At 69.9% G+C, this 24,613-nt stretch carries 21 protein-coding genes; 8 read left to right on the forward strand and 13 right to left on the reverse strand.

Translation table 11 applies throughout. The features are described from left to right. Positions 1 to 28: 28 nt before the first annotated feature. Both M8J73_RS19295 and M8J73_RS19300 read right to left on the reverse strand, forming a co-directional pair. Entirely contained in the window at positions 29 to 1,069 is a 1,041-nt protein-coding gene (locus M8J73_RS19295) for an AI-2E family transporter (RefSeq protein WP_055542348.1), read from the reverse strand. A 98-nt stretch (positions 1,070 to 1,167) separates the two neighbouring features. Further along, the gene (locus tag M8J73_RS19300) at positions 1,168 to 2,286 is read right to left on the reverse strand and encodes a helix-turn-helix domain-containing protein (RefSeq protein WP_249828854.1); all 1,119 of its coding nucleotides are present in this window, start codon (positions 2,284 to 2,286) and stop codon (positions 1,168 to 1,170) included. A 241-nt stretch (positions 2,287 to 2,527) separates the two neighbouring features. Here M8J73_RS19300 and M8J73_RS19305 point away from each other — a divergent pair, with 241 nt between their 5' ends. After that, the gene (locus M8J73_RS19305; protein WP_055537573.1) at positions 2,528 to 3,295 is read left to right on the forward strand and encodes a right-handed parallel beta-helix repeat-containing protein; all 768 of its coding nucleotides are present in this window, start codon (positions 2,528 to 2,530) and stop codon (positions 3,293 to 3,295) included. Between the two features lie 50 nt (positions 3,296 to 3,345). Here the strand turns inward: M8J73_RS19305 and M8J73_RS19310 are convergent, their stop codons facing one another. From M8J73_RS19310 to M8J73_RS19320, 3 genes are all read right to left on the reverse strand, one after another. Further along, on the reverse strand, positions 3,346 to 4,032 hold the full coding sequence (locus M8J73_RS19310) for a hypothetical protein (protein WP_157873067.1): 687 nt from the start codon (positions 4,030 to 4,032) through the stop codon (positions 3,346 to 3,348). A 163-nt stretch (positions 4,033 to 4,195) separates the two neighbouring features. Further along, positions 4,196 to 5,167 carry a pirin family protein gene (locus tag M8J73_RS19315; protein ID WP_055537571.1) on the reverse strand — a complete coding sequence of 324 codons (972 nt, stop codon included), beginning with the start codon at positions 5,165 to 5,167 and terminating at the stop codon, positions 4,196 to 4,198. A gap of 190 nt (positions 5,168 to 5,357) precedes the next feature. Then, positions 5,358 to 5,864, reverse strand: a complete 507-nt coding sequence (locus M8J73_RS19320; protein WP_055511713.1) for an SseB family protein — start codon at positions 5,862 to 5,864, stop codon at positions 5,358 to 5,360. Positions 5,865 to 6,014: 150 nt separating this feature from the next. On the opposite strand from M8J73_RS19320, the gene M8J73_RS19325 reads away from it, so the two are divergent. From M8J73_RS19325 to M8J73_RS19335, 3 genes are all read left to right on the forward strand, one after another. Continuing rightward, entirely contained in the window at positions 6,015 to 7,841 is a 1,827-nt protein-coding gene (locus M8J73_RS19325) for an acyl-CoA dehydrogenase (RefSeq protein WP_055537570.1), read from the forward strand. A gap of 174 nt (positions 7,842 to 8,015) precedes the next feature. Continuing rightward, positions 8,016 to 9,314, forward strand: a complete 1,299-nt coding sequence (locus M8J73_RS19330) for a M18 family aminopeptidase (RefSeq protein ID WP_055537569.1) — start codon at positions 8,016 to 8,018, stop codon at positions 9,312 to 9,314. 131 nt (positions 9,315 to 9,445) lie between these two features. Then, positions 9,446 to 9,685: a DUF6458 family protein gene (locus tag M8J73_RS19335; protein WP_055537568.1), complete on the forward strand. Its 240-nt coding sequence runs from the start codon at positions 9,446 to 9,448 to the stop codon at positions 9,683 to 9,685. A 40-nt stretch (positions 9,686 to 9,725) separates the two neighbouring features. Here the strand turns inward: M8J73_RS19335 and M8J73_RS19340 are convergent, their stop codons facing one another. Continuing rightward, positions 9,726 to 11,576, reverse strand: coding sequence for a thioredoxin-like domain-containing protein (locus tag M8J73_RS19340; protein WP_055537567.1), 1,851 nt, complete (start codon positions 11,574 to 11,576; stop codon positions 9,726 to 9,728). A gap of 175 nt (positions 11,577 to 11,751) precedes the next feature. Between M8J73_RS19340 and M8J73_RS19345 the strand changes: the two genes are divergently transcribed. Continuing rightward, a complete protein-coding gene (locus tag M8J73_RS19345) occupies positions 11,752 to 12,246 on the forward strand; it encodes an LURP-one-related/scramblase family protein (RefSeq protein WP_055537566.1) in 495 nt (164 codons plus the stop codon). Positions 12,247 to 12,351: 105 nt separating this feature from the next. Here M8J73_RS19345 and M8J73_RS19350 read toward each other — a convergent pair whose 3' ends face one another. Beyond that, complete coding sequence (locus M8J73_RS19350) at positions 12,352 to 13,170, reverse strand: carbon-nitrogen family hydrolase (RefSeq protein WP_055537565.1); 819 nt, start codon at positions 13,168 to 13,170, stop codon at positions 12,352 to 12,354. Positions 13,171 to 13,415: 245 nt separating this feature from the next. Between M8J73_RS19350 and M8J73_RS19355 the strand changes: the two genes are divergently transcribed. Beyond that, on the forward strand, positions 13,416 to 14,240 hold the full coding sequence (locus M8J73_RS19355; protein WP_055537564.1) for a maleylpyruvate isomerase family mycothiol-dependent enzyme: 825 nt from the start codon (positions 13,416 to 13,418) through the stop codon (positions 14,238 to 14,240). Between the two features lie 93 nt (positions 14,241 to 14,333). Here the strand turns inward: M8J73_RS19355 and M8J73_RS19360 are convergent, their stop codons facing one another. Further along, complete coding sequence (locus M8J73_RS19360; protein ID WP_079054703.1) at positions 14,334 to 15,647, reverse strand: MFS transporter; 1,314 nt, start codon at positions 15,645 to 15,647, stop codon at positions 14,334 to 14,336. Continuing rightward, complete coding sequence (locus tag M8J73_RS19365; protein WP_055537574.1) at positions 15,644 to 16,330, reverse strand: GntR family transcriptional regulator; 687 nt, start codon at positions 16,328 to 16,330, stop codon at positions 15,644 to 15,646. Before M8J73_RS19365 ends, M8J73_RS19360 begins: the two co-directional genes overlap by 4 nt. Positions 16,331 to 16,578: 248 nt before the next feature. Between M8J73_RS19365 and M8J73_RS19370 the strand changes: the two genes are divergently transcribed. Then, the gene (locus M8J73_RS19370) at positions 16,579 to 17,481 is read left to right on the forward strand and encodes a D-alanyl-D-alanine carboxypeptidase family protein (protein WP_055537563.1); all 903 of its coding nucleotides are present in this window, start codon (positions 16,579 to 16,581) and stop codon (positions 17,479 to 17,481) included. Between the two features lie 188 nt (positions 17,482 to 17,669). Beyond that, positions 17,670 to 18,716, forward strand: a complete 1,047-nt coding sequence (locus M8J73_RS19375; RefSeq protein ID WP_055537562.1) for a BRO-N domain-containing protein — start codon at positions 17,670 to 17,672, stop codon at positions 18,714 to 18,716. Between the two features lie 95 nt (positions 18,717 to 18,811). Here the strand turns inward: M8J73_RS19375 and M8J73_RS19380 are convergent, their stop codons facing one another. The 4 genes from M8J73_RS19380 to M8J73_RS19395 form a co-directional block, all read right to left on the reverse strand. Further along, positions 18,812 to 20,284, reverse strand: coding sequence for a dihydrolipoamide acetyltransferase family protein (locus M8J73_RS19380; RefSeq protein WP_055537561.1), 1,473 nt, complete (start codon positions 20,282 to 20,284; stop codon positions 18,812 to 18,814). 11 nt (positions 20,285 to 20,295) lie between these two features. Next, a complete protein-coding gene (locus tag M8J73_RS19385; protein WP_055537560.1) occupies positions 20,296 to 21,297 on the reverse strand; it encodes an alpha-ketoacid dehydrogenase subunit beta in 1,002 nt (333 codons plus the stop codon). Between the two features lie 2 nt (positions 21,298 to 21,299). Beyond that, positions 21,300 to 22,523, reverse strand: a complete 1,224-nt coding sequence (gene pdhA, locus M8J73_RS19390) for a pyruvate dehydrogenase (acetyl-transferring) E1 component subunit alpha (RefSeq protein ID WP_055537559.1) — start codon at positions 22,521 to 22,523, stop codon at positions 21,300 to 21,302. A 441-nt stretch (positions 22,524 to 22,964) separates the two neighbouring features. Next, positions 22,965 to 24,530: a protein kinase domain-containing protein gene (locus M8J73_RS19395; protein ID WP_055537558.1), complete on the reverse strand. Its 1,566-nt coding sequence runs from the start codon at positions 24,528 to 24,530 to the stop codon at positions 22,965 to 22,967. Positions 24,531 to 24,613: the final 83 nt, after the last annotated feature.

Below are 24,613 nucleotides of genomic sequence, written 5' to 3' on the forward strand. Positions count from 1 at the left end.
CAGGCGTGATCCAAACGACAGGCCCTGGCTAGGCGACCCCCTCCTTCACGTACCGGTCCCGGAGCTCGTGGACGACTCCGAAGGCCGCCGCGGTCAGCGGTACCGCGAGGAGCATGCCGAGGACTCCGGCGACCGAGGCGCCCGCGGTGATGGCGATCATGACGACCGCCGGGTGCATCTGCACCGTCCGGCTCTGGATCATCGGCATGAGCACATGCCCCTCCAGCTGCTGCACGGCGAGCACGATCCCGAGGACCCACAGCGCGATCACGGCCCCCCGGTCGGCGAGGGCCACGAGCACCGCCACCCCACCCGAGACGACGGCGCCGAGATACGGGATGTACACGCCGACGAACACCAGCGCGGCGAGCCCGACCGCGCCCGGCACATCGAGGATCAGCAACCCGATCCCGATGCACGTGGCGTCGATGAGGGCCACAAGGGTCGTCCCGCGCATGAACCCCTCGACGGCCTCGAACGCCCGCCGCGCGATGGCCTCCACCGTGTCGGCCAGCCCGCACGGCGACAACGCGCGGATGGTGCCGGACACCCGGTCGGAGTCCCGCAGGAAGAAGAAGACGAGCAGAAGCGCGAGGACGGCCATGGCGATGGCCTCGCCGACGACACTCACCCCGCTGAGGACGTTGGACGCCGCCGTGCTCCCGAACCTGCCCAGCAACTCCTTGGCGTTGGCGGCGAGATCGTCCAGGGAGGTGCCGGCCGCACCGAAGTGCCGGGTGACGTCCTCGGCCGCGTCTCTGAGGGAGGCGATGATCTGGTCCCCGGTGCCGATGAGCGCGGCGGCCACGACGTAGACGGCTCCGCCCACGACCGCGACCACCGCGACGCAGGTGAGGCCCGCGGCGAGCGACCGGTGCATCCGCGCCCTGACCAGTCGCCGGTGCAACGGCCCGAGCAACGCCGCCCCCAGCAGGGCGAGCAGCACCGGCGTGACGGCCGTCCTGAACTCCACGCACAACCGGATCCCGACGTACACGACCCCGGCGACGAGCAGCACGACGGCACACCAGGCGGCGAGACGCCGCACGGGTTCGGGGAGCAGCAGCACCCCTCCAGCGGACCACGGCCACCGTCACCCTGTCGTGCGCGGACACCCCGGCCGAGTGACGTGGGCGACCGGCCGGACCAGTGCGGGTCGTCCGCGACTCATTCGCGCCCGGTCGGGTCGCGGCCGATCAGGAACAGCTGCGCGTCACTCGCGCCACCGGCGCCGGTCGCGTCGGCGCAGCCCTCCGCCACCGCGACCGCGCACTTCTCCTCGGGGCCGCCGCGCATACCGACGCAGATGTCCGCGTCGCCGCGCCCCGGCCGCAACCGCCACGCGCCCTTCGTGCCCTTGCCGGTGCCCTCGGCCCGTTCGATGCGGAACAGCTGGGAGGAGCCGCCGACCTTGCAGTCGTCCCAGGGCTCGAACATGTGCTGGAACTGGCTGTCGCTGAGGAGAGTAAGACAGCCCTTGCCGTGCCGCGGATGGTCCCACTGGATGCGGTAGTACCCGTCGTCCGCCCGCAGCAGATATGTCTTCGGCGGCACGGCCTCCTCGCACGGCCGCTGCATCGCCACCACCTTCGACTCACCGCTGTCCACCCGTACGTCCCCGTCGGTGAGGCACAGGTCGGGAGCGCGTACGGGGCGGATGCGGGTGAGCCCCGGTGCGGGACCGGGCGCCACGGGAACGTCCGCGCCCTCGCCGGCCCGCGTCCCGGAGGGCTCCGACGTCCGCGTCGTCCGCCCACTGTCCCTGTCCCCGCCGCCGCTCGACGACGCCCCGTCGCGCGGTAGCCACACCAGCGCGCCGACGACGATCAGGGCGACCGTTCCGAGCGAGGCCACAGCGGCAAGCGACGCAACACGAACCCGTCCCCCGACAACCCCGCCGCCGCCCGGCCCATCACCGGACCCCCGCCCCGCTCCTCCCTGTCGCTCCTCCTCTCGTGGGGCATCCCCCATGACAACGAGCCGTTCCCTGACGGCCAACCACGTCGGTACGGCGGTCTCCGGGACCCCACAGGCCCGGACGAGCGCGGAGACGACCTCGGCGCGCGGGAGCGCGTCCCGCCGCAGGACATCGGCGAGGGTGCTGCGGGCGAGGACCTCGCCGCGCTCGGCGGCACGCTGCTCCAACTGCCGGTAGGTCAGCCCGCTGCGCTCCTTGAGCCGGCGCAGCAGAGCGACGTACTCGGCGGAGGTGCGCGCGGTCTCCGGCGCTAACTCCCCACCGTCCTCCGGCTTCCCTGCATTCCCGCGGTCCCCCGTGCTCGCCATCCGGTCATTGTCGGCCGGGGGTACACCGCCGACAACCCCTGTCCCAGCCATGTCGAACACCCCGCAGTACGGCCCGGACAAGCCGTTGACCAGCCCGGACAGCCGCGCTCTGTCCGGGACAGGGCAAGGGCGTTGCCGGACAGGATCAGACGACCCAGGCTCGGTTCCTGTCGCGACGGCCGGACCCACGGGGGTGGACCGGCCGCCGCGCGTCCCACCACCGACCGAAGGGACTCTCCTCATGCGCAAGCACACCGAACGCACCCCACGCCATCGCACCCTCCTTCTCCCGAGGCCCCTGGCCGCTGCGGCGTTGGGCGGCGCACTGGTCCTGACCGGCCTCGCCGAACCCAGCTGGTCCGCGACGGCCGGCGCCGCCGCGTACCCGGGGCAGGGCCCGTGCCCGCCGGGCGACTACCAGCTCTGCATCAACGGAGGCCCCGGCGGCTTCACCATCAGGGGCCGCACCTTCTCCGGACACGACAACGCGATCCTGCTCCGCAATGTCTCGGACGTCACGATCACCGGGAACACGTTCAAGAACCTCAGCGGCAGGACCGGTTACGCCGGGGTCCATGTGAAGAACTCGTCCGGCATCGTCATCAGGAAGAACAAGTTCACGAAGCTCCGCAACGCCGGTCACATGCACGGCGTGTACCTGGTCAACACGACCGGCAGCACCATCGCCGGCAATACGTTCTCCTCCATCACCGGCGACCCGGTCCGCATCCGCGACGGCAGCCGCAACAACTCCGTCACCGGCAACACCTTCACCAGGTCCGGCACGTACGCGATCTTCAGCGAGTGGCGCGACCACAGGAAGGGCGAGAGCTGTGGCTCCGCCAACACCATCAAGAACAACAAGTACGGCCCCGGCTACCGCGGCACCCCCCTCCCCCTCATCCGCTGGGGCGGCAGGGGCAGCGGCAAGACAGGCCCCGACAAACTGACCTGGAAGACCTGCAAGACCCCCACCATCACCAACAGGGGCGGCAACACCAGGCTCTGAACGGGACTGTCGCAGGAACGCGTCAACCACTGCCTGCGGAGCGAATCCCGCTACTCCCCGACCGGCGGACGCACGATCAGGACCACCCCTGCCGCGATCGTCCACAGGGCCATGAGGAGGACCGTCAGCCAGGCGGTGAACGGGCCCGCGCAGCAGAGGACGGCGATGCCGAAGCCGGCCCAGCCGAGCCAGGCGGGTACGGCGTGGGTGGTGACGCCGGCGCGCCAGACGGCGAAGAGCAGGACGGCCGCCCCGGCCATCGCCGCGATGAACCCGGCGTACGCGACATCCATCAGGAGCATGGCCACCATGGCCGTCCCCGGTCCCACCACGAACGTGTCCGTGTTGAGGGCGGAGATGGCGTAGATCCCACCGGTGATCGTCGCGATCATGGTGAGCACGGCGAACACGATCCCGCCGGAGAGCACCAGCTGGGAGCGGCTGCCGACGCGGCGGGCGAGCGCGGACAGGAACCACAGGAACAGCATGCTCGCCACCAGCATCACCAGGGTCATGGCCTCGGTGACGTCGAGGTTGCTGTCGTCGAGGTAGAAGGCGACCGTCTCGCGCAGTCCGTCCTCGTCGGTGTAGTCCGGGGTGTTGGCGTAGGTCACGATGAGTCCGACGAGCATCAGGACGCCGGACGCGATTCCCGCGATGCCGGGCCAGAGGTCTCTTCGCGGTGGCGGTTCCGTCAGCCTCGGCGGCCTCTGCGCTGTCGGTGTCGAGATAGTCATGTCCACCTCCCGCGCGACAGTACTTATCTCCAGTATGCGCGGTATGGATCTTTTGTCTTCCTTTCTTGTCGGGCCCCGCACACACGATGAGGCCCCCGCCCGGTCGGGCGGGGGCCTCATCAGCGGCTGTGCGCAGGCATCAGGCAGACCGGCGAACCGGCGGTCAGATACCGCCCTCGGTCATCCCGTGGACCGCCGGGATCGTGCCCAGCCGGCCCTTCTGGAAGTCCTCGAACGCCTGCTGCAGCTCCTCGCGGGTGTTCATGACGAACGGGCCGTAGTGGGCCATGGGCTCACGGATCGGCTGTCCGCCGAGCAGCACGATCTCCAGGTCGGGCGCGTTGGAGTCCTGCTTCTCGTCCGCCCGCACCGTGAGGGACGAGCCCGCGCCGAAGACGGCCGTCTGACCGAGGTGGATCGGGCGCCGGTCCGCACCGACGCTGCCGCGCCCGGCGAGCACGTACGCCAGCGCGTTGAAGTCCTCGCGCCACGGAAGCGTGATCTCCGCGCCCGGCGCCACGGTCGCGTGGAGCAGGGTGATCGGGGTGTGGGTGATGCCGGGCCCCTGGTGCCCGTCCAGCTCACCGGCGATGACGCGGAGCAGCGCGCCGCCGTCGGGGGTGGTGAGGAGCTGGACCTGGCCGCCGCGGATGTCCTGGTATCTCGGCGCCATCATCTTGTCCCTGGCCGGGAGGTTCACCCACAGCTGGATGCCGTGGAAGAGTCCGCCGGACATGACGAGGGCCTCCGGCGGCGCCTCGATGTGGAGGAGGCCGGAGCCGGCCGTCATCCACTGGGTGTCACCGTTGGTGATGGTGCCGCCACCGCCGTGGCTGTCCTGGTGGTCGAAGATCCCGTCGATGATGTAGGTGACGGTCTCGAAGCCACGGTGGGGGTGCCAGGGCGTGCCCTTCGGCTCTCCCGGCGCGTAGTCCACCTCGCCCATCTGGTCCATCATGATGAACGGGTCGAGGTGACGGTAGTTGATCCCGGCGAACGCACGGCGGACCGGGAAGCCCTCGCCCTCGAAGCCGCTGGGCGCGGTCGTCACGGCGAGCACCGGACGGGACACCGCGTCGGTCGACGCGACGACACGGGGCAGGGTCAGCGGGTTCTCGACGGTCACTGCGGGCATGTCGGTACCTCCTTGTGCGTTCACTTTAGTTGATTGTTGAACTTTCTGCCAGGTCTAACGACGAACGCCCGGAGGGCATTCCCTCCGGGCGTTCATCTCGTCCCGCGATCGACCCCGGACACCGAGCCGGGACCGACACCCCGCAGCCGTCGCCCACCGAGCCGCACGGCACGTCGGGCGTGGCGCGGAGCTATCCGTACATGCGCCGCATCGCGAACTCCACCATCTGCTCCACCGCCTTGGCGTCGAAGACCATCCGGTGCTCCCCCTCCATGTCGAGGACGAAGCCGTAGCCGGTCGGCAGCAGGTCGATGACCTCGGCGCCGGTGATCACGAAGTACTTGGACTCCTTGCCGGCGTACCGGCGCAGCTCCTTGAGTGAGGTGAACATGGGGATCACCGGCTGCTGCGTGTTGTGCAGCGCCAGGAACCCGGGGTTGTCACCGCGCGGGCAGTAGACCTTGGACGTCGCGAAGACCTGCTGGAAGTCCTCGGCGGCCAGCTGACCCGTGGTGAAGGCACGCACCGCGTCCGCGAGGGACGGCGGGGACGGCTCCGGGTACAGCGGAGGCTGCTGCCCGTAGCCCCCGCCCATCGGGCCGCCGGGCATCTGCCCCGGCATCTGCTGCCCGGACATGGGCTGCTGCGGCGGGGCGTACTGCTGCTGAGTGCCAGCGCTCTGGTCGTAGCCGTACATGCGGCAAAGCGTAACGAGTCACAGATGACCCGATCGGGGTTGCTTCTTATTACCGGTGGGTAGCATCATCGACGAGAAGCTACTTGTTGGTATGTGAACTAGCGCGAGGATCCAGTGCCTCGCCGATCCCTCTCTTACGGAGCCGTCGCCATGGGGCACTACAAGTCGAATCTCCGCGACATCGAGTTCAACCTCTTCGAGGTGCTCGGCCGCGACAAGCTGTACGGCACCGGCCCGTTCGCGGAGATGGACACGGACACCGCCAAGAGCGTCCTGGAAGAGCTGACCCGCCTCGCCGAGAACGAGCTGGCGGAGTCCTTCACGGACGCCGACCGCAACCCGCCGGTCTTCGACCCGGAGACGAACACCGCCCCGGTCCCGGCCTCCTTCAAGAAGAGCTACAAGGCCTTCATGGAGTCGGAGTACTGGCGGCTCGGCCTGCCCGAGGGCATCGGCGGCACGACCGCCCCCGCCTCCCTGATCTGGTCCTACGCGGAGCTGATCCTCGGCGCGAACCCGGCCGTGTGGATGTACTCCTCCGGCCCGGCCTTCGCCGGCATCCTCTACGACGAGGGCAACGACGTACAGAAGAAGATCGCCCAGATCGCGGTCGAGCGGACCTGGGGCTCCACCATGGTGCTCACCGAGCCGGACGCCGGTTCGGACGTCGGCGCGGGCCGCACCAAGGCGATCCAGCAGGAGGACGGCTCCTGGCACATCGAGGGCGTGAAGCGCTTCATCACCTCCGGTGAGCACGACATGGAGGAGAACATCCTCCACTACGTCCTCGCCCGCCCCGAGGGCCACGGCCCCGGCACCAAGGGCCTGTCCCTCTTCCTCGTCCCGAAGTACCTGTTCGACTTCGAGACCGGCGAGCTGGGCGAGCGCAACGGCGTCTACGCCACCAACGTCGAGCACAAGATGGGCCTGAAGGCCTCCAACACCTGCGAGATGACCTTCGGCGACCGCCACCCCGCCAAGGGCTGGCTGATCGGCGACAAGCACGACGGCATCCGCCAGATGTTCCGCATCATCGAGTTCGCCCGCATGATGGTCGGCACGAAGGCGATCTCCACCCTCTCCACGGGCTACCTCAACGCCCTCGAGTACGCCAAGGAGCGCGTCCAGGGCCCCGACCTGGCGAACTTCATGGACAAGACCGCGCCCAAGGTCACCATCACGCACCACCCCGACGTCCGCCGCTCGCTGATGACGCAGAAGGCGTACGCGGAGGGCATGCGCGCGCTCGTCCTCTACACCGCCTCCGTCCAGGACTCGATCGCGGTGAAGGAGGCGGCCGGCGAGGACGCCTCCACCGAGCACGCCCTCAACGACCTGCTCCTCCCGATCGTCAAGGGCTACGGCTCCGAGAAGGGCTACGAGCAGCTCGCCCAGTCCCTGCAGACCTTCGGCGGCTCCGGCTTCCTGCAGGAGTACCCGATCGAGCAGTACATCCGCGACGCCAAGATCGACACCCTGTACGAGGGCACCACCGCGATCCAGGGCCAGGACTTCTTCTTCCGGAAGATCGTCCGCAACCAGGGCGCCGCGCTGAACTCCCTCGCCGAGGAGATCAAGAAGTTCCTGGCGCTGGGTGAGGGCGGCGAGGAGCTGGCCGGTGCCCGTGAGCACCTCGCCAAGGCCGCGGTCGAGCTGGAGGCCATCGTCGGCCTCATGCTCACCGACCTCGCCGCGACCGAGCAGGACGTCAAGAACATCTACAAGGTGGGCCTCAACACCACCCGCCTGCTGCTCGCCTCCGGTGACGTCGTCGTCGGCTACCTGCTCCTCAAGGGTGCCGCCGTCGCCGCCGAGAAGCTGCCGAACGCCTCCGCCAAGGACAAGGCCTTCTACACCGGCAAGATCGCCGCGGCCAAGTTCTTCGCCGCCAACGTCCTGCCCGGCGTCACCCTGGCCCGCAAGATCTCCGAGGGCGTCGACCTCGACCTGATGGAGCTGGACGAAGAGGCGTTCTGACCTCCCGGCCCCGGCCCCGAGCGGCACCGCCGCCGGGGCCGAGGCCCCACTCCGACGCGGTCGGGTGGTGGACGGGCCCTGCCCGCCCGTCCACCACCCCGTCCTCCGTTCCTCACACCAGGGCCCGCTCCCAACCCCGGGAGCGGGCCCTCGTACGTCGTTAAGGTGAACCCCATGCGCACACCCCCACGCTTCGATCGCGGCCACACCGACGACCTGATGACCTACCTCGCGGCAAGCCCGTCCCCGTACCACGCGGTGGCGAACACCGCGGAGCGGCTGGAGAAGGCCGGCTTCCGCCAGGTATCCGAGACGGACGCGTGGGACGGCTCCCTGGGCGGCAAGTACGTGCTGCGCGGCGGCGCGATCATCGCCTGGTACGTGCCGGAGGGCGCCGAACCCCACACGCCGTTCCGTATCGTCGGCGCCCACACCGACTCCCCCAACCTTCGGGTGAAGCCGCGCCCCGACAGCGGCGCCCACGGCTGGCGCCAGGTCGCCGTCGAGATCTACGGCGGCCCGCTGCTCAACTCCTGGCTGGACCGCGACCTCGGCCTCGCCGGCCGGCTCTCGCTGCGCGACGGCACCCACCGCCTCGTGAACATCGACCGGCCCCTTCTGCGGGTGCCCCAACTCGCCATCCATCTCGACCGTTCCGTCTCCTCCGAGGGTCTGAAGCTCGACAAGCAGCGCCACCTCCAGCCCGTCTGGGGCCTCGGCGACGACGTCCGCGACGGCGACCTCATCGCCTTCCTGGAGCAGGAACTGGGCCTGCCCTCGGGCGAGGTCACCGGCTGGGACCTGATGACCCACTCCGTCGAACCGCCCGCCTACCTGGGCCGCGACAAGGAACTGCTGGCCGGGCCCCGCATGGACAACCTCCTCTCCGTGCACGCCGCCACGGCGGCGCTCGCCGCGGTCGCCACCTCCGGTGACGGCCCGTCGTACATCCCCGTCCTCGCCGCCTTCGACCACGAGGAGAACGGCTCCCAGAGCGACACCGGCGCCGACGGACCGCTCCTCGGCGGAGTGCTGGAGCGCTCGGTGTTCGCCCGCGGCGGCTCGTACGAGGACCGGGCCCGCGCCTTCGCCGGCACGATCTGTCTCTCCTCGGACACCGGTCACGCCGTCCACCCCAACTACGCGGAGCGGCACGACCCCACGCACCACCCGCGCGCGGACGCCGGCCCGCTGTTGAAGGTGAACGTCAACAACCGCTACGCCACGGACGGTTCGGGGCGCGCGGTGTTCGCCGCCGCCTGCGAGAAGTCCGGCGTGCCGTTCCAGACGTTCGTCTCCAACAACTCCATGCCGTGCGGCACCACCATCGGGCCCATCACCGCGGCCCGGCACGGTATCCAGACCGTCGACATCGGCGTCGCCATCCTCTCCATGCACAGCGCCCGCGAGCTCTGCGGCGCCAAGGACCCCTACCTCCTGGCGAACGCCCTGGCCGCGTTCCTGGAGGGCTGACCGGCACCCCGCCCGGCACCCGACCGGCCTCCCCCTGTTACTGGCAAGCCAGTTCGGGTACCCGGAGTCCACCGGTAGGACCGAACGACCGGAACGACCGGCCGACCCAACCGGACTGGGAGGGAACACTCATGGGTTTGGGCGGGTGCATCATTCTGATCGCCGTGGGCGCCATCCTCACGTTCGCCACCGACTGGGACATGCAGGGGGTCAACCTCGACCTGGTCGGCGTCATCTTCATGATCGTCGGACTGATCGGTGTCGCGACGTTCAGCAGCATCGCCAGGCGCAGGCGGGTCGTGGTGCCGTCCACGACGCCCGTCATCGACGAGGAACGGCACCACCACCGGGACGGGTACGGCGGCGTGTGACCGCCCCGGTCGGCGACGAGGGCGGCGCGGGCCATCAGTCTCAGCCGAGGCCGGCCGTGCCCTCGTCCATCCCCGCGAGCACCAGCGGCAACCGGTCCGCGCCACCGGACGAGACCCGGACCGGCACACCCCAGTCCTGCTGGTGCACATGGCAGGCCGGGTACTCGTTGGCCGGGTCGTCGTCGCAGGACGCCGCCATCGCCGAGACATGCAGGACGCCCTCGGATATGGAGGGGTTCAGCTTCAGCGTGCGCGACAGGGCCGTGTCCGCGCCGTCGCCCCCGAGCAGCAGCTCGGGCGGGGTGGAGGACACGAGCAGACGGGTCGACGGCCCGTACCGTTCGTCGAGCTTCTGCCCGGCGGGCGCCCGGAAGACGATGTCGAGCCGGAGGCTGCCGGGGGCGACCTCGGTGGGTGCGCGCCGGGTGCGGTGGGCGACGGCCTCCACCTTCACCGTCTCCTCCGGCAGCCGCAGCCGGGTCAGCCGGTGCCGCGCGGACTCGACGACCACGATGTCGTCCCCGACGAGCACCGCGTCGCTCGGCTCCCGCAGATCCGTCGCGAGGGTCGTCACCTCGCCCGTGGCCGGGTCGTAGCGACGCAGCGCGTGGTTGTAGGTGTCGCTGATCGCGACCGAGCCGTCGGACAGGACCGTCACCCCCAGCGGATGCTGGAGCAGCGCCTGGTCGGCGGCGCCGTCGCGGTGCCCGAAGTCGAACAGGCCGGTGCCGACCGCCGTGTGGACCGCCCCGTCGAGGTCGACCCAGCGCAGCGCCGACGTCTCGGAGTCGGCGAGCCACAGCCGGTCGGCGGTGGCCGCGAGCCCCGACGGCTGCGCGAACCACGCCTCCGCACCCGGACCGTCCACCAGCCCCTCGTTCGTCGTGCCCGCCGCCACGGCGACGGTGCAGTCCTCCGGGTCGTACGTCCACAGCTGGTGGACGCCGGCCATCGCGATCCACACCTTGCCACCGAAGACGGCCACGTCCCACGGTGAGGACAGGTCGACCTCCCAGGCCAGGCCGGAGGTGGGCGAGCCCTGCCACCACTGGCGGCCCGTGCCCGCGAGGGTGGACACCTCGCCGGTGGCCGGGTCGAGGCGGCGCAGCGCGTGGTTCACGGTGTCGGCGACGACCACCGTCCCGCCGTCCAGCAGCGCCAGGCCCTGCGGCTCGCTGAACCGGGCGTGCTCGGCGCTGCCGTCCACGAAGCCGCGCTCACCGGCGCCGTACCGGCGGACGACCGTCTCGCCGTCCGGAGCGAGCCGCACCAGCTGATGGCGGGTGGTGTCGCTGACGAGGAAGTCCCCGCCGGGCAGGAGCAGCGCCTTCCCGGGGAAGCGCAGCACCGTCGGCTCGGGGTCCGGCGCCACATACGGTCCGTCGCCGCGTCGCAGGCTGCCCTTCGCCTCGTGCTCGGTCTCCAGCTCGGCGACAAGCCGCTCGATGGCGTGCGCATGGCCCTCACCCGCGTGCTGGGCGACCACGTACCCCTCCGGGTCGATCACCACGAGGGTCGGCCAGGCCCGTACCGCGTACTGCTTCCAGGTGGCGAGCTCCGGATCGTCGAGTACCGGGTGCTCGACCCCGTATCTCTCGACGGCGTCGACCACCGCCGCGTGCTCCGCCTCATGCGCGAACTTCGGCGAGTGCACCCCGATGACCACAACGGTGTCGCGGTGCTTCTCCTCCAGCTCGCGCAGCTCGTCGAGGACATGCAGACAGTTGATGCAGCAGAACGTCCAAAAATCCAGCAAAACGATCTTTCCCCGCAGGTCAGCGAGGGTGTACTGCCTCCCGCCCGTGTTCAGCCAGCCGCCCTTGCCGGTCAGCTCGGGGGCGCGGACACGGACACGGCGGGGTGCGGGGTGCTGGGTCGTGGAATCGCTCATGGATCAAGGGTGCCACTTGCCCGCGACCCGCCGCCGAGCCTGTGGACAACTCTCGGCCGCACCTGTGGACAACGTCGCCAGATGCCTGTGGACAACCTGAGTGCAAGGCCGGGACCTGCGTCCTTTCGGCCTACTGGCGAGGTGGGGCGGCGGGCGCCGGGGAACGCCTGGGAGCATGAGATTCCTCGTACGCGACCGGATCCTCGGCATCGGTGACGACTACTGGATCGAGGACGAGCACGGCAGGAAGGTCTTCCTCGTCGACGGCAAGGCCCTGCGGCTGCGGGACACCTTCGAGCTGAAGGACTCGGCCGGGCGGGTCCTGATCGACATCCGGAAGAAGATGTTCGCGCTGCGCGACACCATGGTGATCGAACGGGAGGGCGAACCGTTGGCCACGGTCCGCCGCAAGCGCCTGTCCCTGCTGCGCAACCACTACCGGGTGTCGCTGACGGACGGCACGGAACTGGACGTCAGCGGCAAGATCCTCGACCGCGAGTTCCTCATCGAGTACCAGGGCGAGGCCCTCGCCGTCGTCTCCCGCAAATGGCTGCGCGTCAGGGAGACGTACGGCCTCGACGTCGTCCGCGACGACGCGGACCCGTCGCTGCTGATCGCCGTGACGGTGTGCGTGATCAACCTGGCGGAACGGGAGAAGGGGATCGGCTGAGGCGCAAGGCAGGGTGGGCCGCGGCTCACCCGGGCGCCGCCGGCCGCGGCCCGTGGTCGGCGGTCGGCGGTCGGCGGTCGGCAGTCGGCAGTCGGCGGTCAACGCTCAGCGGCGCGGGGGCTCCAGGCCCAGCCGTCGGTCCTTGAGGGCCGGGAACTGCTCGCGGGTCGTCGCGACCTTCGCCGGGTCGAGCTCCACGGTGAGGACCTCCTCCCCGGAGCCCGCCTCGGCCAGCACCTCGCCCCAGGGGTCGACCACGATCGAGTGACCGGCCTGCGGAACTCCCGCGTGCGTGCCCGCCGTTCCGCAGGCGAGGACGTACGCCTGGTTCTCGACGGCCCTGGCCCGGGCGAGCAGGGTCCAGTGGGCGCGGCGGCGTTCGGGCCAGCCGGCGGGGACGACGAAGGTCTCGGCGCCGGCGTCGACGAGGCCGCGGAAGAGTTCGGGGAAGCGGAGGTCGTAGCAGGTGGCGACGCCGAGGGTGGTGTCCGGCAGACGGACGGTCACCAGTTCCTCGCCCGCGCCCATCAGGACCGCCTCGCCCTTGTCGAAGCCGAAGCGGTGGATCTTGCGATAGGTGGCGGCGAGTTCACCGGAGGGGGAGAAGACGAGAGACGTGTTGTAGAGGGGTCCCTCGCCCGCGGCGGAGCCGCTGTCGGGTGCGGCCCGCTCGGGGATCGAGCCGGCGTGCAGCCAGACGCCCGCGTCGGCCGCCGCCTTGGCCATCGCCTCATGGGTCGGCCCGTCGAGCGGCTCGGCTTCCGCGGTGAAGGATTCGAACGCGAATGCGCCGGTGGTCCACAGCTCCGGGAGGACGACGAGATCGGCTCCGGCCTGCTCACGGATCAGCGAAGCCACCCGACGCCTGCGCGAATCGACCGATTCGCCCTCGTTTACACCGATCTGAAGGAGCGAGGCGCGCACACTACCACCGTCCTGGCATTCGAGCCGTCAAACACGGGCCTACGATCGTCACACGAAAGCACTGCCGGGGTGCCGCACAGCAGCGTAACTTAACGTTCCACAGCACCCACTGACCGCCGCCGACGCCCACCCCCCGCCGTCAACGCCGACGCCGACGCCGACGCCCCTACTGAAGACCACCCGCCACGTAGCCGACACGTACCGACCGTACTGACACGTACCGACCGCCCGAGGGGTCCCGTTCCGTGAGTCTGCATCCCACTCTTCAGCCCTACGCCGACGCCTGGACCCACGCAGTGGATGCGATAGCCGAATTGGTGGCACCGCTCGTGGAGGGCGAGTGGAACAGGCGGACGCCGTGCCCCGGCTGGTCGGTACGCGATGTGGTCTCCCATGTCATCGGCATGGACTGCGAGATGCTCGGCGACCCGCGCCCGATCCACACCCTGCCGCGCGACCTGTACCACGTGCGCACCGAGCACCAGCGGTACATGGAGATGCAGGTGGACGCCCGCCGCCACCACACGGCGCCGGAGATGACGTCCGAGCTGGAGTACACGATCATCCGCCGCAACCGCCAGCTGCGGAACGAGTCGCGGCAGCCCGACCACAAGGTACGCGGCCCGCTCGGCACGGAACTGACCCTCGAGCAGGCGATGCGCAATCGCGCGTTCGACACATGGGTCCACGAGCAGGACCTGCGGGCGGCGCTCGGCCTGCCGGGGAACCTGGACTCGCCGGGCGCGTACATCGTCCGGGACGAACTGCTCTCCGTCCTGCCGAAGGTCGTCGCGGAGGACGCGCAGGCCCCGCGCAGTTCGGCCGTCGTCCTCGATGTGCACGGCCCGCTGGAGTTCATCCGCACGGTCCGCGTCGACATCCAGGGCCGCGGCACCCTGGAGACCTCGCCCGCGCTCGGCCCCGCCGCCACCCTCACCCTGGACTGGGAGACCTACGTCCGCCTCGCCTGCGGCCGCGTCACCGCCGACACGGTCGCCGACCGCATCAAGGCGGAGGGCGACCCCCACCTGATCGCGGCCATCCTCCACGCCTTCGCGGTGACGGTGTAGCGGACGGCTGGGTAACGGACGGCGGCGGGTGTGGCGCCCGCTACGCCCTCCTCAGCCGACCCCGATCGCTCGAACCCGGCCCGGAGTGTGCCCTCACGCCGGTACGTGCACCGTCTCCACACGGCTGGCGACCAGGCGTTCGCGTTCACGGCGGGCCGCTCGGGCACGCAGGCGGAAGATCTGGGTCAGGCCCAGGGCCTGGAGGACGAAGATGGCGGAGAAGGCGATGCGGTAGTTGTCGTTTGTGAGGTCGAGGAGGACGCCGACGGCCAGCAGGGTCGTCATGGAGGCGACGAAACCGCCCATGTTGGTGATTCCGGAAGCCGTGCCCTGACGCTCCGGCGGATTCGCGGGACGGGCGAAGTCGAAGCCGAGCATCGAGGCGGGACCACACGCGCCGAGGACCGTGCACAGGACGATCAGCAGCCACATCGGCGCGTGCTCACCGGGATAGATGAGGGTGGTCGCCCAGACCGCCGCCGTCGCGAGCACCGTGCCGAGCGCCAGCGGCAGCCGCGCCGCGTGGTGCCGGGCCACGATCTGGCCGTACACCAGTCCGACCACCATGTTGGACAGGACGACGAGGGTGAGCAGATCACCGGCGGTGGCCCGGCTCAGCCCCTGCGCCTCCACCAGGAACGGCAGCCCCCACAGCAGCAGGAACACCATCGCCGGGAACTGCGTGGTGAAGTGCACCCACAGCCCGAGCCGGGTACCCGGCTCCCGCCAGGACGCCGCGATCTGCCGCCGCACATACGCCGCCCCCTGGTGCGGGAAGGGCTCCGGTTCGTGCCCGTCCGGGTGGTCCTTCAGGAACAGCAGGGTGAGGACGAGGACGACGAGCCCGGCGACGGAGCTGCCCGCGAACGCCGCCGTCCAGCCCACCCCGTGCAGCAGCCGGGCCAGCACCAGCGTCGACACCAGGTTGCCCGCCATGCCGGCGAGCCCCGCGAACTGCGCGATCAGCGGACCGCGCCGAGCCGGGAACCAGCGGGTGCCGAGCCGCAGCACACTGATGAACGTCATCGCGTCGCCGCAGCCCAACAGTGCCCGCGAGGCCAGCGCCATGCCGTACGACGGTGCCAGCGCGAAGCCGATCTGACCGGCCGTGAACAGCACGACCCCGAGGGTCAGCACCTTCTTCGTGCCGAGGCGGTCCACCAGCAGACCCACCGGTATCTGCATGCCCGCGTACACAAGCAGTTGCAGGATCGAGAACGTCGACAGGGCTGAGGCGCTCACATGGAAGCGGTCGGCGGCGTCGAGTCCGGCCACCCCCAGCGACGTACGGAAGATGACGGCGACGAAGTAGACCGAGACGCCGATGCCCCACACGGCGAGGGCACGGCGGCCACCGGGCGGGTCTCCGGGCAGGGCGGCGGACGGGGACAGAGAGGGGCGGCTCAACGGACGTCCCCCCGCGCCAGGTTGGAGAACCAGTTCACATGGCGGTGGACAAGGCTCACGGCCGCCTCCGCGTCACCCGCGCGCAGCGCCCGGAGGATCTCCTCGTGCTCGGTGAGCGTCTTGGTGATGCGGTCGGGGTGCGCGTGCATGAAGGCCACGCCCATGCGCAGCTGCCGGTCGCGGAGCTGGTCGTAGAGGCGGGAGAGGATCTCGTTGCCGCCGCTGCGGACGATCTCGGCGTGGAAACAGCGGTCGGTCACCGCCGCACCCGCCAGATCACCGGCGGCGGCCTGCGCCTTCTGCTGTTCGAGGAGTTCCTCCAGGCGGGCGATGAGCCGCGGCGAGGCCGGCACCGTCTTGCGGACCGCGTGCTCCTCGACGAGCTGCCGGGTCTCGACCACGTCGGCGATCTCCTGAGCGGAGACCGGCAGGACCAGCGCGCCCTTCTTCGGATAGAGCTTGATCAGCCCTTCGACCTCCAGCCGCAGCAGCGCCTCCCGCACCGGCGTCCGGGACACCCCGACCGCCTCGGCCAACTCGCCCTCGGTGAGCAGGGTGCCGCCCTCATAGCGGCGCTCCAGCACACCCTGCTTGACGTGCGCGTACACACGGTCGGCGGCGGGGGGCCGCTTGACGGCCGGGGCTGCGGGCGGACGGGGCTTCGAGGGTGCTGCGGAGGCCATGCCCACAGCATAGATACAACACGTACGCATCGCTCGCCTCGTCCACGATCCGGGATGGACCCCCTCCGCAACCCACTCTCACCCCCTCGGCGAGCTGTGAGATGGACCTGAATTGACCCCCGCGCCACCCGCAGCACAACCTTTTGTGCTACTCACTTGTCACACGAGAAGCGGCCCTTCTGTGCCTGCCGTACCGGCTCCCAACCGGCCGCGCTCCTCAGACATTTGACACAATCGGGGTACTTGACTTGATTACCGCCATAAAGGGTCCGCGTGTCCGCAGAGGCGCTGCCGTAGTCGTCACCACCGGCGCGCTCGTCGCGACCGGCGTTCTCGGCTCCGCTCCCGCGCAGGCCGCTCCCGCGAAGCCCACGATCACCGCCGCGGGCGGTTACGTGATGAACAGCGGTACCGGCACGAGCCTGTACACCAAGGCCGCCGACACGAAGCGTTCCACCGGCTCCACCACGAAGATCATGACCGCGCTGGTCGTGCTCAGCCAGTCGAACCTGAACCTCGACAGCAGGGTGACGGTCCAGAAGGCGTACAGCGACTACATCGTCGCCAACAACTACGCCTCCAACGCCAAGCTGATCGTCGGCGACAAGGTCACCGTCCGCCAGCTGCTCTACGGGCTGATGCTGCCGTCCGGCTGCGACGCCGCGTACGCCCTCGCCGACAAGTACGGCACCGGCTCGACCCGTTCGGCCCGCGTGAAGTCGTTCATCTCCAAGATGAACAGCAAGGCCAAGAGCCTCGGCCTGACGAACACGCACTTCGACTCCTTCGACGGCATCGGCAAGGGCGCCAACTACTCGACGCCGCGCGACCTGACGAAGCTCGCCCGGGCCGCGATGAAGAACACCACGTTCAAGTCGGTCGTGAAGACGAAGTCGTACACGGCCAAGACGATCACGAAGTCCGGCGCGACCCGCACAATGGCGCCGTGGACCAACACCAACCCGCTGCTGGGCACCTACAGCGGCACGATCGGCGTGAAGACCGGTTCCGGTCCGGAGTCCAAGTTCTGCCTGGTCTTCGCCGCCACCCGCAATGGCAAGACGATCATCGGCACGGTTCTCGCGTCCTCGACGATCGACAACCGCGCGGTGGACGCCAAGAAGCTGCTGAACTACGGCTTCGCCGTCTGAGCCTGAAGACTGCCCTTCGGGCCGCTCTTCGAACAGACGAAGGGGGTCACCGCGCGACAGCGGTGGCCCCCTTCGCCGTTCCCCCCGCAAGCCGATTCCGCGATCTTCGCTCGCGATAGTGAACATCACCCATTCAGCTGGCATATTCGATTTCCTCCGCCCTACGTTCCGCAGCGGAGGTGGTTCAGATGATCGAACCCAGCAAGCACCAACCCGACCCCCGGACGCAGCGCGACGCCATCGACGCCGGCGACTTCGTGTACGCGGCCACCGGGGCCCGCGTCCGCCGACTGACCATGCCGGACGGAACGCATTGGTTTCCGGCGGTGGATGTCTGCAAGCAATTGGGGCATACAAGCCCGAGCAAAGCAGTCGCCGACCACGTACCGGAAGATCATCGAGCGACCCTCGAGACCGTCAGCCAGGCTTACGGTCTCAGCATTCCCGCAGGTGGAGAGTGGCGCCGAGATCTGATTCTCATCGACATCGGGGGCCTTCTTCTTCTGGTCACCGCCTGTACGAAGCCCACAGCCGCTGCTTTCAAACAATGGGCTATCCAAGTGATCGAGGCCGTGCAGCGGCAAGGCTCTTACATGTTGGAGGAGGCCGAGGTGCAGCCCGCCGGACCGGGCGCCCCCATCGCCTACGCCATGCCCGAGCAGATCGCCGACGCCATCGTCCGGCTGGAGGAGCGCAACCTTCAGGCCGATGAGCAACTGGCGGTCGCCCAGCAGAAATCACTGGCGCTGCAACAGCAAATGGTCGACACACAGCAGACGATGCTGGAGACACAGCAACAGATGGTGGGCACCCAGCAACAGATGCTGGAGACGCAGCAGCAGATGCTCGAGATGCAGCGCGCCGGCCTCGTCGCCCAGCAGGCCATGGCCCAGGCCATGGAGCGCATCGCCAACCGGCTCGACGCTCTCTCCGTCGAGCGCCCGGTCCCCTCCGCCGCCGCGTTCGAGACGCACCCCACCACCGAGTCCGTGCTGGCCGACTGGCGTGAGCGGCTGTCGGTGACGGCGGATGTGTGGGCGGTGGCCGTGGTGATCGCCCCGGTGCTCGTCGAGGAGGGTGAACTGCGTCAACCGTTGGAGGCGATCGCCGCCCGTACGGGGCTGTCCGTGCAACGCGTCAACGACTGCTTGCGGCTGCTGCGCGAGCACGCCTGCATCCGCCCCCAGGGCGCGACGGAGGACGGCGCGCCGGTGTACGTGCTCAACCAGCGCTGACGGGCGCTTGAACAGGGCCAACGACGAAGGGGCCGGTCGCAAGACGAATTTGCGACCGGCCCCTTCACCGTGAGCCTATCCGGCCCAGGGCGGTGTCACGCCCAGGTGATCAGCCTCTTCGGCTGTTCCAGGATCGCGGCGACGTCCGCGAGGACCTTGGACCCGAGTTCCCCGTCCACCAGCCGGTGGTCGAAGCTGAGCGCCAGGGTCGTCACCTGACGCGGCTTGACCTTGCCCTTGTGGACCCACGGCTGCGGCTTGATCGCGCCGACGGCGAGGATCGCCGACTCGCCCGGGTTCAGGATGGGCGTGCCGGTGTCGATGCCGAAGACACCGACGTTGGTGATGGTGACCGTGCCGCCCTGCATGGCGGCCGGGGAGGTGCGGCCCTCCTTCGCCGTGGACACCAGCTCGCCCAGGGACTCGGCGAGCTGCGGCAGCGTCTTCGCGTGCGCGTCCTTGATGTTCGGCACGATCAGACCGCGCGGTGTGGCGGCCGCGATGCCCAGGTTCACGTAGTGCTTGACGACGATCTCCTGGGCCGCCTCGTCCCAGGAGGCGTTGATGTCCGGGTTGCGCTTGATCGCGACCAGCAGTGCCTTGGCGATCAGCAGGAGCGGGTTCACCCGCAGGCCCTGCATGTCCTTGTCCTGCTTGAGCTCCTCCACCAGCTTCACCGTGCGCGTCACGTCGACCGTGACGAACTCCGTGACATGCGGGGCGGTGAACGCCGAGCCGACCATCGCCGCGGCCGTCGCCTTGCGGACGCCCTTGACGGGGAGACGGGTCTCGCGAGCGCCGTCGTACGACACCACCGGCGCCGGAGCGGCGGCAGGGGCCGCGACCGCGACGGGCGCCGCCGCGGCGGGCTCGGGCGTCTTCGGCGGGGCCACCGCCGCGTGGACGTCCTCGCGGGTGATGATGCCGTCCGGGCCGGACGGGGTGACCGTCGCCAGGTCGACGCCGAGGTCCTTGGCCAGCTTGCGCACCGGCGGCTTCGCCAGCGGGCGCGGCGGGGAGACGGTGTGCGGGCCGTGGCCGTTCAGCTCGCCCTGGACGGGCTGGAGGGCGGTGGCGCCGTACAGCGTGTCCTCGACGGGCGCCGCGACGGGCGGGACGCCCTTGCGGGGGCGCCGCTTCGTGGACGACTCGGCGACGCCGTAGCCGACGAGGACCGGCTTGCGGCCCTCCGACTTGGCCGGGGCGGGCTTGGCCGGGGCGGGCTTGGCCGGGGCGGGCTCCGCCGGCCGCGGCTCGGCGGCGGGCTTCGCGGGCGCCGCCTCCTCGGCCGGCGCCGGGGCGGCGCCGCCCGACACGTCCACCGCGATGATGGACGTGCCGACGTCGACGGTGGTGCCCTCGGGGAAGTGCAGGGCGCGTACGACGCCGTCGTACGGAATGGGCAGTTCGACGGCGGCCTTGGCCGTCTCGACCTCGCAGACGATCTGGCCGTCGGTGACGGTGTCACCGGGCTGGACGTACCACTTGAGGATCTCGGCCTCGGTGAGTCCCTCGCCCACGTCGGGCATCTTGAACTCGCGCAGAGACGTGTCTGTCATCGTCGTCACGGACCTCTCCCTCAGTACGCCAGCGAGCGGTCGACGGCGTCGAGCACCCGGTCCAGACCCGGCAGGTACTCCTCCTCGAGACGCGCCGGCGGATACGGGGCGTGGTACCCACCGACCCGGAGGACGGGGGCCTCCAGGTGGTAGAAGCAGCGCTCGGTGATGCGGGCGGCGATCTCGGCGCCCGAGCCGAAGAAGACCGGGGCCTCGTGGACCACGATCAGCCGGCGGGTCCGCTCCACGGACGCCTGGATCGTGTCGAAGTCCAGGGGGGACACCGACCGCAGATCCAGGACCTCCAGGGACTTGCCCTCCTCGGCGGCCGCGTCGGCGACCTCCTGGCAGAGCTTCACCATGGGGCCGTACGCGGCGAGGGTGAGGTCCGTGCCCTCACGGACCACGCGGGCCTTGTGCAGGGGGCCGGGGATCGCGTCCGGGTTGACCTCGGCCTTGTCCCAGTAGCGGCGCTTCGGCTCGAAGAAGATCACCGGGTCGTCGCTCTGGATGGCCTGCTGCATCATCCAGTAGGCGTCCGACGCGTTCGACGGCGAGACCACCTTCAGGCCCGCGACATGCGCGAACAGCGACTCCGGGGACTCCGAGTGGTGCTCTACGGCGCCGATGCCGCCGCCGTAGGGGATGCGGACGACGACCGGCAGCTTGACCTTGCCCAGGGAGCGGGCGTGCATCTTGGCCAGCTGGGTGACGATCTGGTCGTACGCGGGGAAGACGAAGCCGTCGAACTGGATCTCGACCACCGGACGGTAGCCCCGCAGGGCGAGGCCGATGGCCGTGCCGACGATGCCCGACTCGGCGAGCGGGGTGTCGATGACCCGGTCCTCGCCGAAGTCCTTCTGGAGGCCGTCCGTCACCCGGAACACGCCGCCGAGCTTGCCGACGTCCTCGCCCATGACGAGGACCTTCGGGTCGGCTTCGAGGGCCTTGCGCAGCGATTCGTTGATCGCCTTGGCCAGCGCCATGTTCTTCGACGCCGATGTCGCGGTCTGCGTGGTCATCGCTACTTGCCCTCCTCTACGTCCACGTCGGCGAACGACGCCTGGTACGCGGCGAACTGCGCGCGCTCCTCGTCCACCAGCGCGTGCCCGTCCGCGTACACGTTCTCGAAGATGGCGAAGTGGTCGGGGTCCGGCATGGCACGCACCACTTCGCGCACTCGCCTTCCCAACGCCTCGCTCTCCGCTTCGAGTTCCGCGAAGAATCCCTCGTTCGTGTCGGTTTCGGACTCGAGGTAGCTGCGCAGGCGCGCGATCGGGTCCTTCGCCTCCCAGGCCACCCGCTCGTCGTCGTGGCGGTAGCGCGTCGGGTCGTCGGAGGTGGTGTGGGCGCCCATGCGGTAGGTGTACGCCTCGACCAGGGTGGGGCCCTCGCCCCGGCGGGCGCGCTCCAGCGCCCACTTGGTGACCGCGAGGCAGCCCAGGACGTCGTTGCCGTCGACGCGGACGCCCGGGAAGCCGAAGCCCTGGGCGCGCTGGTACAGCGGGACGCGGGTCTGCTTCTCGGTGGGCTCGGAGATCGCCCACTGGTTGTTCTGGCAGAAGAACACGACGGGGGCGTTGTAGACCGCGGAGAAGGTGAACGCCTCGGCGACGTCGCCCTGGCTGGAGGCGCCGTCACCGAAGTAGGCGACGACCGCCGAGTCGGCGCCGTCCTTGGCGATGCCCATCGCGTAGCCCGTGGCGTGCAGCGTCTGGGAGCCGATGACGATCGTGTAGAGGTGGAAGTTGTTGCCGTTTGGGTCCCAGCCGCCGTTGTTCACGCCGCGGAACATGCCGAGCAGGTTGGTCGGGTCGACGCCGCGGCACCAGGCGACGCCGTGCTCGCGGTAGGTGGGGAAGACGTAGTCGTCCTCGCGGGTGGCGCGGCCGGAGCCGATCTGGGCGGCCTCCTGACCGAGCAGCGACGCCCACAGGCCCAGCTCGCCCTGGCGCTGCAGGGAGGTGGCCTCGGCGTCGAAACGACGGGTCAGCACCATGTCGCGGTACAGGCCGCGCAGCTCGTCATCGGTGATGTCGGCGACGAACGGGTCGTACTCCGCGTTCTTGACGCGCTTGCCCTCGGGCGTCAGCAGCTGGACGAGCTCGGGCTCGGTCCCGCCGGTCGTCTTCTTCGCAGTGGCGCGCCTGGTGCCGGTGGTGCCGGCCGCCTTGCTGCCGGTGCTGCCGGTCTTGCCTGCGGCGCTGCGTCGCGTCGTCTTGCGCGCGGCAGTGCTCTCCACGGTCACGTGTGCTCCTCCGTCGGTCCGGCCCCCGGGATTGCCGGTAGACCAGTGCGGCTCGCCTGATCCCGGAACCCGTGCACGGGGTGGGTGCCCTTGGCCGGGAACAGACGTGACAGGTGCCCCGGCGAGCGCCCTGCACGAGGCACGTTACCCAGTGCTCCACATTCCTGTGAAACCCCTATTGACCTGCGAGTTTCCTTGGATTTCCAAGTATTTCGGTACTAGGTGATCCAAGTAAGTCGCGCTCGTGGGGAAACACCTGCTGGTCACAGCACTGGTCACGGCCCGGCAGGGGGCCGGAACACGGGCACGTTATCCCGGCCACCCCGGCCACGGGAAGACTTCACTTTCGAGGGCCGTTAGGGGTGGGTCGCCCGTCCCCGTACGAACCCCGTACGAAACCCCCAAACGGAAGAGGCCCCCGTGAAAGGGGGCCTCGATCCGTCACTCCTCGGCGCCGCCGGTGACACCGCTCGTCAGACCGCCGGCGTCGGCGCCACCGGTCTCCTCGTCCGGCGGCTGGCTGTCCGTGGGCTCCGGTTCCTGCGAAGTCGTCGGCTCCTCCTCCGGGGGCTCCTCGCTCGTCGGCTCCTCGGCCGGCTCGCTCTGCGTGGGCTTCTCACTGAAGCTCGGCGTCTGCGGGACCGAGGGCGAGTAGTTCTGGTTGTTCCCGGAGTCGGTGCTGCCGCCCGAGTCGTCCTGGCTCTCCTCGGCGCTCGGCGACTCGTCGTCCTTCTTGTCCTTGCTGGACGAGGAGGCCGACGGCGACTTGGTGACCTCGTTGCCGTTGCCGGTCTTCTCGCCGTTGCCGTTCAGCGCCAGGGCGACGCCCGCCGCGATGGCGATCACCGCGAGGACCGCGAGGATCCACAGCTTGCCGCGGCCGCTGCCCCGGTTGCCGCCGCCCTCGAAGCCGCCGTCGTCGCGCCCGCCGTAGCCGGGGAGGATCGGCTGCGGGATCTGCGAGGTGCCCTCGCCGGGGTGGGGCATGACGGTCGTCCCGGCCATCCCGCCCGGCGGAGTGTGCCGACCCTCGTGCATGGTGACGGGCCCGGTGTTCCAGGTGCCGGTGTGGCTGCCCTGGTCGTACAGCATCTCCAGGCCGTACTGGACGAGGCCGCGCATCTCCTCGGCCGTCTGGAAGCGGTCGTCGGGCTCCTTGGCGAGGGAGCGCATGACGAGGCCGTCGAGCTCCGGCGGCGCCGCCTGGGCGACCTCGGAGGGCGGGACCGGGATGTCCTGAACGTGCTGGTAGACCACCGACAGCGGCGTTTCGCCGACGAAGGGCGGGCGCAGCGCCAGCAGTTCGTAGAGCAGGCAGCCCGTGGCGTAGAGGTCGGAGCGGTGGTCGACGGCCTTGCCGAGCGCCTGCTCCGGCGACAGGTACTGGGGCGTGCCCATGACCATGCCGGTCTGCGTCATCGTGGTGGACGCGCCGTGCAGGGCGCGCGCGATGCCGAAGTCCATCACCTTCACGGCGCCGTTGGTGGTGATGATGACGTTGGCCGGCTTGATGTCACGGTGCACGATGCCGTGCTGGTGGGAGTAGGCGAGCGCCTCGAGGACACCCGAGACGATGATCAGCGCCTGCTCGGGGCCGGGCGCCTCGGCGTTGAGCAGCAGGTCACGGATGGTGCGGCCCTCGACCAGCTCCATGACGATGTACGGCACGGGGGTGCCGTTCACGACGTCCTCGCCGGAGTCGTAGACCGCCACGATGGAGTGGTGGTTGAGGCCGGCGACGGACTGCGCCTCGCGTGTGAAGCGGGCCTTGGAGACGGGGTCCTCGGCGAGGTCCGAGCGCAGCAGTTTGACCGCGACCGTACGACCGAGGCGTACGTCCTCGGCCGCGAACACCTCGGCCATGCCGCCCCGGCCCAGTCTGTGCGTCAGCCGGTAACGACCGTCGCCGACAAGCCCGCCGTTGCCCCACTGCTCCGGCGCATCTGACATTCCGCCGCCAGTCGCCTCGGGGTCGGACGGGCCCTGAGAGCGCTGCTGCTGTGCCATCAGTCCTCGCCGTCGTTTCTGCCCGCGGTCCGCGCGGTTCTTGTTACGGTCTCCGTCGGCCACGCTACAGCCTTCCCGCAAGG

This window comes from Streptomyces neyagawaensis, assembly GCF_023516595.1.
In the GTDB taxonomy this organism is placed as follows: Bacteria; Actinomycetota; Actinomycetes; order Streptomycetales; family Streptomycetaceae; genus Streptomyces; species Streptomyces neyagawaensis.